The following is a 13,864-nucleotide window of genomic DNA, read 5'->3' as shown; positions in this document are numbered from 1 at the left end:
TTGATAGATAGAGCAGTAAATGAAAAAGCAGCGTGCCTTTCTAAAATGGGCTGGTGGTAAATATGGCCTAGTTGAAGACATCCAACGTCACCTGCCACCTGCTCGTAAATTGGTAGAACCGTTTGTCGGTGCCGGCTCAGTATTTCTGAATACTGACTTTGAACAGTACCTGCTTGCAGATATCAATCCCGATCTTATCAACCTGTACAACCTGCTTAAAACCGATCCTGAAACTTATATCACGGAAGCGAAGCGCTGGTTCTGTCCTGAGAACAACCGTAAAGAAGCCTTCTTAGATATTCGCGCTGAGTTCAATGGTACAGATAACGTCATGTATCGTTCATTGGCTTTCTTGTATATGAACCGATTTGGCTTCAATGGCCTATGTCGTTACAACAAGAAGGGCGGTTTTAACGTTCCATTTGGTTCTTATAAAAAACCTTACTTCCCAGAAGCTGAGCTGGAATTTTTTGCCGAGAAAGCGAAAAAAGCCACCTTCGTCTGTGAGGGATACCATGAAACCTTTAGCCGCGCGCGCAAAGGCTGTGTGGTTTACTGCGATCCTCCATACGCACCACTGTCAAACACGGCTAACTTTACCTCTTACGCAGGTAATGGCTTTAGCTTAGATGACCAAGCTGCACTGGCGGATGTTGCTGAAAAAGCAGCGATGGAACGCGGTATTCCTGTTTTGATTTCAAACCACGATACGACATTAACTCGTCGCTTATATCATGGTGCGGAGTTGAACGTGGTTAAGGTGAAACGCACCATCAGTCGCAATGGCGCTGGCCGTAATAAAGTTGATGAGCTATTGGCACTTTTCCATAAAGAGAAAAACCAGCAGCACGCATCAGCGGAACAGTAATGGTCAGAATATCCGCCAAACTCATTAAATTGAGTGACCAACGGATACTTTCTTAAACTAATCTTTCGAACTGCTAGGATCTGCTTAGGTGCTTAGGTAGAATTGCACACCAAATAGTCTTGGGATTGAGTCTTGTATTTGTGTATGAGATGTCACCAAGGCGGTGATATTCGCAATTTACTCACTCTTAAGAGGTTTGGTATGAAAGATTTTCTAATCGCTCCATCGATTTTGTCTGCAGATTTTGCTCGTCTTGGTGAAGACGTAGAAAAAGTACTCGCAGCTGGTGCTGATGTTGTGCACTTCGATGTGATGGACAACCACTACGTACCTAACCTGACTTTTGGCGCGCCTATTTGTAAAGCGCTGCGCGACTACGGTATTACGGCTCCTATCGATGTTCACCTTATGGTTAAGCCAGTAGACAGCATCGTGCCTGAGTTTGCTAAAGCCGGCGCTTCAATGATTACCTTCCACGTTGAAGCTTCAGAGCACATCGATCGCACTCTACAGCTAATCAAAGAGCACGGCTGTAAAGCGGGTGTGGTTCTTAACCCTGCAACGCCGCTTTCTTGCTTAGATTACATCCTAGACAAAGTAGACATGATTCTACTGATGTCTGTGAACCCAGGCTTCGGCGGTCAATCTTTCATTCCGCACACGCTAGATAAACTACGTGCTGTTCGTAAGCTGATTGATGAGTCAGGCCGTGACATTCGCCTTGAGATTGATGGCGGCGTGAAGGTTGATAACATCCGTGAAATCGCAGAAGCGGGCGCAGATATGTTCGTTGCGGGTTCAGCTATCTTCAATCAACCAGATTACAAAGAAGTGATTGATGAGATGCGTGCAGAGCTTGCAAAAGTAAACGCATAATCGTAAAACTACAGATAGATTGAATATTAAGGGGCTAATTTGCCCCTTTTTTACGTCTTATAGCTCAACTCATAAGACGAACATAATAAATAGGAAAGTAAGATGTCATTAAGCTCAATAAAACTGATCGCCTTTGATTTGGATGGAACCTTGTTAGACAGCGTGCCTGATTTGGCCGTTGCTGCTGACCAAGCTTGTCAGGAGTTGGGCTTCCCTTCAGTGAGCGAAGAACAAGTTCGCGACTACGTAGGTAATGGTGCTGATGTTCTTATCGGACGTTCACTCAGCCGTAACTTGACGGTTGACCCAAGCCTAGAGCCAGAGCTCCTGAAAAAAGCACGCATCCTGTTTGATGATTTCTATGAGCAGGGCGGTCACAAGCTAAGTCACCTTTACCCATCGGTTAAAGAGACGCTGGCTGAGCTGGATAAAGCCGGCTTCACTATGGCGCTGGTTACCAACAAGCCATCGAAGTTTGTACCAGACGTACTGGCGCAACACGGTATTGATAAGTACTTTGTTGATGTGTTGGGTGGCGACTCTTTCCCAGAGAAAAAACCGAACCCAGTCGCTCTGAACTGGTTGCTAGAAAAGCACAATGTAAGAGCGGAAGAGATGTTGATGGTTGGCGATTCAAGCAACGACATTAAAGCGGCTAAGAATGCAGGTTGTCACTCGTTTGGTCTGACTTACGGTTATAACCACGGCGAGCCGATTTCAGCATCAAACCCTGACTATGTCGCGGATAACGTCGCGCAATTACTAGATGTCGTTCTAGTTTCAGCATAAAGCGGACAAAAGTTAGCTAACCTACTAGCAAAATACTTATCAATGAGTACACTGGATGAGCCGTACAGAAGAGCTGTGCGGCTTTTCTATATTTAAGTTAAGAAGCTAAGCGTTCAATAAACTTAGCGAATAAGCAAAGGAATTAAAACCATGAGCAAGCCCATCGTATTGAGTGGTGTTCAACCATCTGGTGAACTAAGTATCGGTAACTACTTGGGTGCTCTACGTCAATGGCAACAGATGCAAGATGATTACGATTGCCAATACTGTGTTGTAGACCTTCACGCAATTACGGTTCGCCAAGATCCGAAAGCACTGCATGAAGCGACTCTAGACGCACTAGCAATCTGTCTTGCTGTCGGTGTTGATCCAAAGAAGAGCACGCTATTTGTTCAGTCACACGTACCAGAGCATGCTCAACTTGGTTGGCTTCTTAACTGTTACACGCAAATGGGTGAACTGAGCCGTATGACTCAGTTTAAAGATAAGTCTGCACGCCACTCAAATGACGTAAACGTAGGCCTATACGACTACCCAGTGTTGATGGCTGCAGACATCCTGCTTTACGGTGCTCATCAAGTGCCTGTAGGTAGCGACCAGAAACAACACTTAGAGTTAGCGCGTGATATCGCAACTCGCTTCAACAACATCTACGGTCCTGAAACGCCAATCTTCCAAGTACCAGAACCTTACATTCCAACAGTGAATGCACGTGTAATGAGCCTGCAAGATGCGACGAAGAAGATGTCTAAGTCAGACGACAACCGTAAGAACGTGATTACTTTGCTAGAAGAACCTAAGTCGATCATCAAGAAGATCAACAAAGCGCAAACCGATGCAGAAACACCACCACGCATTGCTCACGATTGGGAAAACAAAGCGGGTATCTCTAACCTAATGGGTCTGTACTCTGCAGCGACAGGTAAAACGTTCGAAGAGATCGAAGCGCAGTACCAAGGCGTTGAAATGTACGGTCCGTTCAAGAAAGACGTAGGCGCAGCATTGGTTGAGATGCTTGAGCCGATTCAAGCTGAATATCACCGTATCCGTGCTGACCGTGCCTACATGGACGCAGTAATGAAAGCCGGTGCTGAAAAAGCCTCTGAACGTGCTGCAGTGACACTGAAAAAAGCATACGAAGCAGTAGGTTTTGTTACTCGCCCATAGGGTGAACTAACACAACTCGCTTGAGAATTTGAGCCCAAAGTAGCTGTTGTTTACTTTGGGCTTTTTCATGCCCATTCCATTTGCCTTCCTCGAAACCCCCTTGTTTGAATTGATAATTTACCCAGTATTTAGCTAGCATATCCATCGCTGTAATGCTGTGCAGATGATCTTATTTGGCACCCTCAAGCTTTATAAAATCACACTCGTTTCTATATATGTTGGAAATATATAACGTGCCAAACAATTGATGATTCCAAAGTGATAAGTTCCTCATTTTCTTGCCAACTGACTTATTCCTTTCATAAATAAACCTGATAGTTACCACAAAATACATGACTGCCCATAGATGGCAGTGACTATAACTCGATGAACTCAGGTGAAACGGATGGCTCTTTTACACAAACCTTCATTGCTAGCAGTGGCAATTGGTAGCTTGTTAACTACAAGCGCACACGCTGATTTGTTTATTTCACAATATGTGGAAGGCGGCAGCTATAACAAAGCGGTTGAGATTGCCAATAGTGGCGATAGCAGCATTAGTTTAGATGGTTACTCATTGGCGAAATCTGCCAATGGCAACGGATCATGGGGTGCCACTTTACCTTTAGATGGACACGTTTTAGCACCCGGTGAAGTACTCGTGGTCGCACATTCTAGTGCGAGTGATGAGATTAAAGCTCAAGCTGACATCATTAATGCCTCTATCGCCAATCATAATGGTGACGACCCGCTGGCTATCTTGAATTCAGACGGCTCGGTACATGATGTTGTTGGTTTGATGGGCGATGTGGACTGGGGCAAAGATGTTACTTTGGTTCGTGCGACACAAACACCTTCTGCGACGTTTGATGCTTCACAATGGGTATCGCTACCAAAAGACAGCATTGAAGGCCTAGGTTCACTAGACAGCGTTGAACTGCCAGAAGCGTTCACTTGTACACAAGATGGCTCTGACCCAGTATTCACCACCATTCAAGAAATCCAAGGTGAGGGCGCTACATCGCCATTCATCGATGGCTACCCGTACATCACCGACGATGAATATTTCGTAAAAGGTGTGGTAAGTGCGGTAACAACAGGCCTAACTAAAGGCTTCTACCTGCAAGCACTTGAGGATGATTTCAACTCAAGCACTTCTGAGGGTCTATTTATTCATACCAACCAGTCGAGCTCAGAGCTAGTAGCCGGTGATGTAGTGTGTGTGAAAGGCAAGGTTCAAGAATACTACAGCCACACTCAGCTGAAAGTAGAAAACAACCAATGGCTAAAACAGGGCGAGCAGCAGGCACCTGAAGCGACGGCGATAGAAGTGCTAGACAGTGACGAGAACTTCGCTGCAACGCTTGAACGCTACGAAGGCATGTTGGTGAAAACAACCGAAGCGCTTGATATGCGTGTGACGCGTACCTTTGGTTATGACTACGCAGGTCGTCGTAACAACATGGTACTGGCGCATGAGCGTATTAACATGCAGCCGAACCAGCTTTTCGCCGCGGGATCTGACGAAGCGAAGCAGCAAACTGAAGACAACGCAGACCGCCGTCTTTTCGTTGAAACCGATCAAAAAGCGGCTGATGGACAAGTCCCTTTCTACCCAGATTTTGGCCGCACTGATATCGACCAAGATGGTTCAACAGAAGATTACATCCGCATTGATGACACCATTGTTGGCCTAGAAGGCGTGCTGACTTACAGCTACGGTGAGTACCGTTTAATTGCGACTAACCAGATCTCGGCTGAAAACTATGTGCGTAACGATCCGCGTACCGACAAACCAGACATGGATGAAGGCGACCTACGTATTGCGACCTTCAACGTATTGAACTACTTCAACTCTCCATTTGGTGGCGACGCGAATCAGCACGGCAATAACCGTGGCGCGAACACCATCACTGAGTTTGAGATGCAGCAAGAGAAGATTGTGAACGCGATCCTTCGTCTAGATGCAGACATCATTGGTTTGATGGAAATTGAGAACAACGGCTTTGGTGAAGGTTCTGCCATTCAACAGCTTGTGAATCAGTTGAATGATCGCATTGAGCGTAAGAAAGACCGTTATACGTTTGTCGCAGTTGATTCAAATGAAGATGGTGTAACCGACGAGATGGACTCGATTGGTACTGACGTAATCACAACGGGTGTCATCTATCGCAAGAAGGTAGTGAAGCTTAAAGACAGCCGCGTTATCGCGATGCCAAGCCAGCAAGCACCAGAGGTGTTAGACGATTCAGGTAAGGTGATTGAAGATGGTAAGAACTACCAGCGTGACTCGTTAGCGCCAACCTTCAAGGTTAAAGGTACCAAAGAGAAACTCACCGTAGCGATTAACCACTTTAAATCGAAAGGCTCTAAGTGTTGGGAAGATGCAGCACCGGTTGAACAGGGCGGTCAAGGTGGTGTTGATGCCGACAAGCAAGGCTCATGTGAGAACTTCCGCGTAGCTGCGGCGGTGGCACTGGGCGAAGCACTCGATGGCATTGAAGGTCATAAAGTGATTCTGGGTGATATGAATTCGTATGGCATGGAAGATCCAATGTTGGTGCTAACGGATTACTCTGAAGAGAAATACGGAAAGCAAATTAAAGCGGCGCGTAACACTTACATTGATGGTGTTGAACAGTTTGGTGATAGCGGTGCGGTGATTACTAAGAACTACGGTTACATTAATGCTGTAGCTAAAAAGCACCCAGACAGCTGGAGCTACTCATACAATGACGAAATGGGCGCACTGGATCACCTGTTGATCAGCGACAGCCTGAAAGACATGGTGGTGGATGCAACGGACTGGCACATTAATGGTGGTGAATCGACGTTGTTTGACTACAACGAAGAGTACAAAGGCGATCTGCCTAAGTACCAAGATCACTTCCGTTCATCGGATCATGATCCTGCGGTTCTTGAGTTAAGAGTCGGCGGTTCATTCGGCTTGGGTGCATTGATGTCATTGTTTGGCCTGGCAATGTGGCGTCGTCGCAAGTAGCTAAACTGTAAGTAGATTGGCTTGCCATACAAGCAAGCCAATTCAGATAACTTAACGCTATCTGTAAACAATTAAGGTCAACCTAGGTTGGCCTTAATTATTAGCGAAATGCAGTTTCCACTTGCCTTTCGCCATGGGTATTGCACAATACCGCCCCTATATCTCCCAATCATTTAGTATTTAGCAAACGATTTCGACCCATGTTACTTATCATCGATAACTACGACTCTTTTACCTATAACTTGTATCAGTATTTCTGTGAGTTAGGGGTCACTGTAAAAGTTGTTCGCAACGATGAGATTGATATTGCGGGTATTGAATCGCTGAATCCTAGCCATCTTGTTATCTCGCCAGGTCCTTGTACGCCTGATGATGCGGGAATCTCTCTACAAGTCATTGAACACTTCGTGGGTAAACTGCCGATCTTAGGTGTGTGTCTTGGTCATCAAGCCATTGCTCAAGTGTTTGGTGGTGAAGTAGTGCGAGCCAGACAAGTGATGCACGGTAAAACCTCTCCGATCCGCCACAACGGTAAGAGTGTTTTTCAAGGTCTCAATAACCCTCTGACTGTGACTCGTTACCACTCTTTAGTGGTGAAAAACGGCACATTACCAGACTGTTTTGAGCTGACGTCTTGGACGGAATTTGAAGATGGTAGCATGGATGAGATCATGGGTTATCAACACAAAACCTTGCCGATTGATGCCGTCCAATTTCACCCTGAATCGATTAAAACAGAGCAAGGACACCAGCTTCTCGCTAACTTCCTAGCACGCTGAGTGTTTAAATTTGACTCTTTCTCCGTCTAAATAAGCCAGTTTAACGTATTCCATTACCCGTTAAGCGTTTAAATTCGGGCGCTACGCGTCTTCATCCCTCTGACGCCGATCACTTTTTATAACATTTCTCCCTCGTCAGGCTAAGTTTTTAGCCTATGCAAAATTATTCGCGTTATTTCGTCTCGAACCCAATATACCGCAATGCCAGTAAGGCTTTGCTGTTGCTGGTTATACGTTTAGGTAAAAAAAGCTTCATAAAACAGATTAATTGATGCATAAATAGTCATAGGTAGTGACGTTTAGCTGGTTGTAAGGGATGGCTAAAGAATAATCCACTATTGAAAAGGTTAATTAAATGTAAATATAATGCTGCAGCGGGATTATGGCGAGACAAAATATCTTTGTCTCACTTATGAACCATTACGCTTATTTGCGAAGCTTGCGGTATCGAGAAGGAATGTACGATGACAGTGGAAAATAAAGTAGAACGTAGTCTGTTTAATGAGGTGATGGTGCCTTGTTATAACCCAATGGAAATGATCCCAGTAAAAGGGGAAGGCGCACGCGTTTGGGACCAACAAGGCCGAGAGTATATCGACTTTGCTGGTGGTATCGCTGTGAGCTGTTTGGGTCACTGTCACCCAGCAATGGTTAATGCTGTTACCGAGCAAGCAAACAAGATTTGGCACCTAAGTAATGTAATGACTAACGAACCTGCACTGCGTCTAGCGAAGAAGCTAACTGACGTATGTTTTGCAGAAAAAGTATTCTTTGCGAACTCTGGTGCAGAAGCGAACGAAGCAGCACTTAAGCTAGCTCGTCGTTGGGCTGCGGATGTTCACGGTCCTGAGAAATCTGAAATCATTGCATTCAAACAAGGTTTCCACGGTCGTACTTTCTTTACTGTAACCGTTGGTGGTCAAGAAGCTTACTCAGATGGCTTCGGTCCAAAACCTGGCGATGTAACTCACCTACCTTACAACGATATTGCCGCTCTAGAAGCGCATATCTCTGATCGCACTTGTGCCATCATGATGGAACCTCTGCAAGGCGAGGGCGGTATCATCTCTCCAACGGCTGAGTTCGTGAATACGGTTCGTGAACTGTGTGACAAGCACAATGCATTGTTGATTTTTGATGAAGTACAAACAGGTAATGGTCGTACTGGTAACTTCTATGCTTACCAAGGTCTGGGCGTGACGCCAGACATTCTAAGCACAGCGAAGTCTCTAGGTGGCGGTTTCCCTATCGGCGCAATGCTGACGACGTCTGAACTGGCTACACACCTTAAGGTTGGTACGCACGGTTCTACATACGGTGGTAACCCACTGGCGTGTGCGGTAGCTGAAGCAGTGGTTGACGTAGTTAGCCAACCTGAGACTCTAGAAGGCGTAAAAGAGCGTGAAGCGCTATTCCGTGATGGTCTAACTAAGATTAACGACAAATACCAAATTTTCAGTGAGATTCGTGGTAAAGGCCTATTGTTAGGTGCTGCACTGAATGACGAATGGCAAGGGCGTGCGCGTGACGTATTAGTAGCAGCAGGCGAGCAAGGCCTAATGGTACTGGTTGCGGGTGCAAACGTGGTTCGTTTTACTCCATCACTGGTTATCACTAAACAAGAAATTGAAGAAGGTTTATCAAAACTAGACAAAGCAATCGCTACGCTAGTTTAGCCTGAGCGGCGTCATAGGAATGATCGCCAATAGAGCGATCCCATGACGTTCTGCTAAAGGCCCAAGCTTCTGGTTTTGGGCCTATTTTGCATCTGGAGGGAATATTGATGCTAGTTGTTCGCCCAATAAAACTGTCTGATTACGATGCGCTGCACACCTGTGCAGTTGAATCAGGTCATGGATTCACATCTCTTCCGGTTAACGAAGAATTGTTAACTAACCGAATTACCCATTCTGAATACAGCTTTGCGAAAGCAGACGTGACCGAACCCGGTGATGAAGGCTATCTAATGGTGGGTTTCGACGCTGAAACTGGCGAAGTTGCTGGTACAACGGGTATCGAAGCTTCCATTGGCTGGGATGTGCCTTTTTACTCGTACCACATCAGTAAAGTGGTTCACTCTTCACAGCGCCTTAAAGTGAATAACGTGGTTAAGCTGTTGACGTTTGGTAATAACTACACAGGCTGCAGCGAAATTTGTACGCTGTTCTTACGTCCTGATTACCGCAAAGGCTTAAACGGTCGACTGATGTCTAAGTGTCGTTTCCTACTGATGGCTGAGCACCCAGAGCGTTTCTCAAAAACGATCTTTGCTGAGATGCGTGGTGTATCAGATGCGGAAGGCAATTCTCCTTTCTGGCAATGGCTGCAAGAACATTTCTTCTCGATTGACTTCACGCTTGCCGATTACCTAACCGGTATTGGTAAGAAAGGCTTCATTGCTGACCTAATGCCTAAGCTACCTATCTACGTAAACCTACTGAGCAAAGAAGCTCAAGCGGTGATCGGAGAGGTACATGACAATACGCGCCCTGCACTTAAGTTGCTGGAACGTGAAGGTTTCACCAACCGTGGTTATGTCGACATCTTTGATGCAGGCCCAACGGTTGAGTGTGATCTAAGAAACATCGAATCTGTGCGTCACTCAATTCGAGCACAGGTTCAAATTGCAGAGCACTCTAGCTCTAAAGACTTCCTAATTGGTAATACCTCGTTTGAGAACTTCCGCGCAGTAGCCGCGAAAGGTGCGTATGACCAAGCAAGCGACACAGTGATTTTATCATCTGAAGTAGCAAGCGCTCTTGAAGTAAAAGAAGGCGAATTCGTTCGCATGTTGGCTCAATAAGAGCGGCGATTATCTGTCGAAGATTTTAAGGATAGAAGTATGACTCAGTGGATAGCAGGACAGTGGGTGGCAGGTCAAGGTGACGCCATGACATCAGTAAGCCCATACAACAATGAAGTAGTGTGGCAGGGTGATAGCGCGACACCAGCACAGGTTGAATCTGCAGTAGCAGCAGCTCGTGAAGCCTTCTTGGTTTGGAAAAAACTGAGCTTTGCAGAGCGTGAAGCGATCGTGTTGAACTTTGCTGAGAAAGTTAAAGAGAACAGCGAAGAAATCGCGCAAATCATCGCGAAAGAGACGGGTAAACCGATTTGGGAAACTCGCACTGAAGCGGGCGCAATGGCGGGCAAGATTGCTATTTCAATTCGTGCTTACCATGAGCGTACCGGTGAAGCTTCTCGTGAAGGGGCAGGCAACCAGATTGTACTGCGTCACCGTCCATTAGGCGTGATGGCAGTATTTGGTCCTTATAACTTCCCTGGTCACCTACCTAACGGTCATATTGTTCCTGCACTGCTATCGGGTAATACCGTGGTATTTAAGCCTTCAGAGCAGACACCTTGGACGGGTGAGTTTGCGATGAAATTATGGCAAGAAGCGGGTCTTCCTGCTGGCGTAATCAACCTAGTACAAGGCGCTAAAGAGACAGGTATCGCACTGGCCGATGCTAAAGGTCTTGATGGCGTGCTGTTCACAGGTAGTGCTAATACGGGGCATATCCTTCACCGTCAATTCGCAGGTCAACCGGGCAAGATGTTGGCGCTAGAGATGGGCGGCAACAACCCTATGGTGATCACTGACCAATTTGGTGATGCTGACGCGACGGTTTATACCATTATCCAGTCGGCCTTCATCAGTGCGGGCCAACGTTGTACATGTGCACGTCGCTTGTATGTACCTGTTGGAGAGAAGGGCGATCAACTGCTCGATAAGCTCGTTGCTGCTACCTTGAAGATTCGTGTTGATCAGCCATTCGCTGAGCCAGCACCCTTCATGGGGCCACAAATCTCTGAAGCGGCGGCTAAGTTCATTCTGGACGCGCAAGCTAATCTGCAATCGTTAGGCGGTGTCAGCCTAGTAGAAGCAAAAGCGGGTCAAGCGGCGTTTGTTTCTCCGGGCATTATCGATGCAACTAACATTGCCGAACTGCCAGATGAAGAGTACTTCGGTCCATTACTGCAAGTGGTTCGTTACCAGTCACTAGAGCAAGCGGTTGAACTGGCTAATGACACACGTTTTGGTTTGTCTGCAGGCTTAGTTTCAACAGACGATTCAGAGTGGGAATACTTCGTTGACCATATCCGTGCGGGTATTGTTAACCGTAACCGCCAGCTAACAGGCGCAAGTGGTGATGCACCATTTGGTGGCCCGGGGGCTTCGGGCAATCTACGCCCAAGTGCTTACTACGCCGCGGACTACTGTGCTTACCCTATGGCTTCAATGGAAGGTGGTGAAACTCAACTTCCAGCAACGTTTAGCCCGGGTATTGAGCTTTAATTTCTGAACTACAGGTTTATGAACCATAGATTTATGAAGCACAGGTTTATGGACCGTGGTTTTATAAGCTTAATGCTTTTTTGACTTAGGCTTATAAGGTACTAGGCTCATTCGTTAACTTTGAAATAAGGAAGTGGTGTTATCGCTTCCTTTTTCCATCACGCCCAACACCTAGATTGGGCGGTAGATAATAATAGAACAAGTATGTCACAGGCTGATGGCTGCTGACTCTGTGTCCAGCCTCTCCCTCTCTAATCCAAATTACTAGCTTGCTAGAACCTCTGACAAGGAGTCACCATGACGCCCGATCTACTCTTTAAATCACTTTGGGACGATTACATTCACAGGCTTTGTCCATCGGCTGAGAAAGTACATCACTTGCTGAAAGAAGACGAAGCTCTGATTAATGACCATATTGCACTGCGTACTTTCAATGTTGCTCCGCTAGGTATTGAAACATTGGCTAAGCCTTTCCTTGAGCTAGGTTATAAAGCGTGTGGCGATTACTTGTTTGAGAGTAAGAAGCTAGTCGCGAAGCATTACGAGCACCCAGATCCAAATCAACCTAAAGTGTTCATTAGTGAGTTGAAGGTCGAAGAGTGTTCAAGTGACTTACAACAGATCGTTGCTAAATTGGTTGAGCAAGTCGACGTAAGCAAGCTTCAAGGCCATGAGTTCTTGTTTGGTGGTCGTCTTTGGGATTTGAGCTTCGCTGACTTCCAAGTACTAGCGAAAGAGAGCGAATACGCGTCTTGGCTCGCGGCTCATGGATATGGTGCAAACCACTTTACGGTGAGTGTGAACCAGCTAAATGAATTTGATGAAGTGCAGGCGGTGAATGACTACCTGAGCGAGTCAGGCTTCACGATCAATGCATCTGGCGGTCAGGTTAAAGGCTCTCCAGAGGTCTTATTAGAGCAATCATCAACAATGGCAGACAAAGTCCCAGTTTCATTTGTTGAGGGCAATGAGATGATTCCTGGAGGCTTCTATGAGTTCGCTAAGCGTTATGCGATGGCTAATGGTGAGCTTTATACCGGTTTTGTGGCAGCATCGGCTGACAAGATCTTCGAAAGCACTAACGGTTAAAGAAAGATACGAGTACGGACTTTACCCTAAAGATGCAGATAGGCTTCGCTTCGAGAGTGTTTGCGCTTCGAAGCTGTAGGTGTTTCATTCGTATTTTCTTTGTAGATCTTTAGAAAACAAAAAAGCCACCAAATTTGCATTTGGTGGCTTTCAAATTTTAGGCTCAGTTAATCGAGATTAACGAGTGCCATATACCACGATAGTTTTACCGTGTGCAGAAATTAGGTTCTGCTCTTCTAGCATCTTCAAGATACGACCAACTGTCTCACGAGAACAACCAACGATCTGGCCAATCTCTTGGCGAGTGATCTTGATTTGCATGCCGTCAGGGTGAGTCATTGCATCTGGTTGTTTTGCTAGGTTTAGTAGCGTTTGTGCGATACGACCAGTTACGTCAAGGAACGCTAAGTCACCAACTTTTTGGCTAGTTACTTGTAGACGGTTTGCCATTTGCGCTGATAGACGCATTAGGATGTCTGGGTTCACTTGGATAAGTTGACGGAATTTCTTGAAAGAAATTTCAGCTACTTCACAAGGAGATTTTGCACGAACCCAAGCTGTACGCTCTTGGTCTTCTTCGAATAAGCCTAGCTCACCGATGAAGTCGCCTTGGTTTAGGTAAGAAAGAATCATTTCCTTACCTTCTTCGTCTTTGATAAGAACTGCCACAGAACCTTTAACAATGTAGTACAAGGTTTCTGCCTTTTCACCAGCATGAATCAAAGTACTTTTTGATGGGTACTTATGAATATGACAGTGTGAAAGGAACCACTCTAATGTTGGATCGGTTTGAGGTTTACCTAGAACCATAATATCTCACTTCCTCTGCAGGGTATGCTTGCCGCTTTCCGTATTTTAGCTAAGCCTGGATTGACTTGTAGGATAAGAGCACTCGTTGAGCGCTGCAAGCTATCTTGTGTTTCGTTTAAGAATAGTATCCTTTTTCAGGTACTATTTCTTGATTTTAATCGTGACCAAGCTACGATTTTTTACGCAAAATTGTGCACATGATCACG

At 45.9% G+C, this 13,864-nt stretch carries 11 protein-coding genes; 10 read left to right on the top strand and 1 reads right to left on the bottom strand.

From position 1 onward, the window contains the following. Nucleotides 1-19: 19 nt before the first annotated feature. From AB4486_RS21690 to AB4486_RS21645, 10 genes are all read left to right on the top strand, one after another. Nucleotides 20-868 carry a Dam family site-specific DNA-(adenine-N6)-methyltransferase gene (locus AB4486_RS21690; protein WP_048605377.1) on the top strand — a complete coding sequence of 283 codons (849 nt, stop codon included), beginning with the start codon at nucleotides 20-22 and terminating at the stop codon, nucleotides 866-868. Between the two features lie 201 nt (nucleotides 869-1,069). Further along, on the top strand, nucleotides 1,070-1,744 hold the full coding sequence (gene rpe / locus AB4486_RS21685) for a ribulose-phosphate 3-epimerase (RefSeq protein WP_010435263.1): 675 nt from the start codon (nucleotides 1,070-1,072) through the stop codon (nucleotides 1,742-1,744). Nucleotides 1,745-1,846: 102 nt separating this feature from the next. Beyond that, entirely contained in the window at nucleotides 1,847-2,533 is a 687-nt protein-coding gene (locus tag AB4486_RS21680) for a phosphoglycolate phosphatase (RefSeq protein ID WP_372118585.1), read from the top strand. Nucleotides 2,534-2,683: 150 nt separating this feature from the next. Beyond that, nucleotides 2,684-3,700 carry a tryptophan--tRNA ligase gene (trpS, locus tag AB4486_RS21675; protein ID WP_016796005.1) on the top strand — a complete coding sequence of 339 codons (1,017 nt, stop codon included), beginning with the start codon at nucleotides 2,684-2,686 and terminating at the stop codon, nucleotides 3,698-3,700. Between the two features lie 385 nt (nucleotides 3,701-4,085). Continuing rightward, nucleotides 4,086-6,680, top strand: a complete 2,595-nt coding sequence (locus AB4486_RS21670) for an ExeM/NucH family extracellular endonuclease (protein WP_372118583.1) — start codon at nucleotides 4,086-4,088, stop codon at nucleotides 6,678-6,680. 200 nt (nucleotides 6,681-6,880) lie between these two features. After that, a complete protein-coding gene (locus AB4486_RS21665) occupies nucleotides 6,881-7,459 on the top strand; it encodes an aminodeoxychorismate/anthranilate synthase component II (RefSeq protein WP_017068833.1) in 579 nt (192 codons plus the stop codon). Between the two features lie 464 nt (nucleotides 7,460-7,923). After that, nucleotides 7,924-9,135, top strand: coding sequence for an aspartate aminotransferase family protein (locus AB4486_RS21660; RefSeq protein ID WP_017066202.1), 1,212 nt, complete (start codon nucleotides 7,924-7,926; stop codon nucleotides 9,133-9,135). A gap of 107 nt (nucleotides 9,136-9,242) precedes the next feature. Beyond that, complete coding sequence (gene astA, locus AB4486_RS21655) at nucleotides 9,243-10,262, top strand: arginine N-succinyltransferase (RefSeq protein ID WP_017061116.1); 1,020 nt, start codon at nucleotides 9,243-9,245, stop codon at nucleotides 10,260-10,262. 39 nt (nucleotides 10,263-10,301) lie between these two features. After that, a complete protein-coding gene (astD, locus tag AB4486_RS21650; protein ID WP_372118579.1) occupies nucleotides 10,302-11,759 on the top strand; it encodes a succinylglutamate-semialdehyde dehydrogenase in 1,458 nt (485 codons plus the stop codon). Between the two features lie 297 nt (nucleotides 11,760-12,056). Then, nucleotides 12,057-12,848: a DUF1338 domain-containing protein gene (locus AB4486_RS21645; protein WP_017066204.1), complete on the top strand. Its 792-nt coding sequence runs from the start codon at nucleotides 12,057-12,059 to the stop codon at nucleotides 12,846-12,848. A gap of 177 nt (nucleotides 12,849-13,025) precedes the next feature. Here the strand turns inward: AB4486_RS21645 and crp are convergent, their stop codons facing one another. After that, on the bottom strand, nucleotides 13,026-13,658 hold the full coding sequence (gene crp, locus AB4486_RS21640; protein ID WP_004729651.1) for a cAMP-activated global transcriptional regulator CRP: 633 nt from the start codon (nucleotides 13,656-13,658) through the stop codon (nucleotides 13,026-13,028). Between the last annotated feature and the right edge of the window lie 206 nt (nucleotides 13,659-13,864).

Origin of the sequence: Vibrio sp. 10N.222.55.C6, assembly GCF_041473395.1 — a bacterium.
GTDB classification, from domain to species: Bacteria; Pseudomonadota; Gammaproteobacteria; order Enterobacterales; family Vibrionaceae; genus Vibrio; species Vibrio crassostreae_C.
This window is presented reverse-complemented; position numbering and strand designations above follow the sequence as displayed.

Excerpts from the sequence above, each read along its gene's own strand:
- AB4486_RS21670 (WP_372118583.1), top strand. The coding sequence starts at position 4,086 with ATGGCTCTTTTACACAAACCTTCATTGCTAGCAGTGGCAATTGGTAGC.
- astA (WP_017061116.1), top strand. The coding sequence starts at position 9,243 with ATGCTAGTTGTTCGCCCAATAAAACTGTCTGATTACGATGCGCTGCAC.
- AB4486_RS21645 (WP_017066204.1), top strand. The coding sequence starts at position 12,057 with ATGACGCCCGATCTACTCTTTAAATCACTTTGGGACGATTACATTCAC.
- trpS (WP_016796005.1), top strand. The coding sequence starts at position 2,684 with ATGAGCAAGCCCATCGTATTGAGTGGTGTTCAACCATCTGGTGAACTA.
- AB4486_RS21660 (WP_017066202.1), top strand. The coding sequence starts at position 7,924 with ATGACAGTGGAAAATAAAGTAGAACGTAGTCTGTTTAATGAGGTGATG.
- AB4486_RS21665 (WP_017068833.1), top strand. The coding sequence starts at position 6,881 with ATGTTACTTATCATCGATAACTACGACTCTTTTACCTATAACTTGTAT.
- AB4486_RS21690 (WP_048605377.1), top strand. The coding sequence starts at position 20 with ATGAAAAAGCAGCGTGCCTTTCTAAAATGGGCTGGTGGTAAATATGGC.
- crp (WP_004729651.1), bottom strand. The coding sequence starts at position 13,658 with ATGGTTCTAGGTAAACCTCAAACCGATCCAACATTAGAGTGGTTCCTT.
- rpe (WP_010435263.1), top strand. The coding sequence starts at position 1,070 with ATGAAAGATTTTCTAATCGCTCCATCGATTTTGTCTGCAGATTTTGCT.
- AB4486_RS21680 (WP_372118585.1), top strand. The coding sequence starts at position 1,847 with ATGTCATTAAGCTCAATAAAACTGATCGCCTTTGATTTGGATGGAACC.
- astD (WP_372118579.1), top strand. The coding sequence starts at position 10,302 with ATGACTCAGTGGATAGCAGGACAGTGGGTGGCAGGTCAAGGTGACGCC.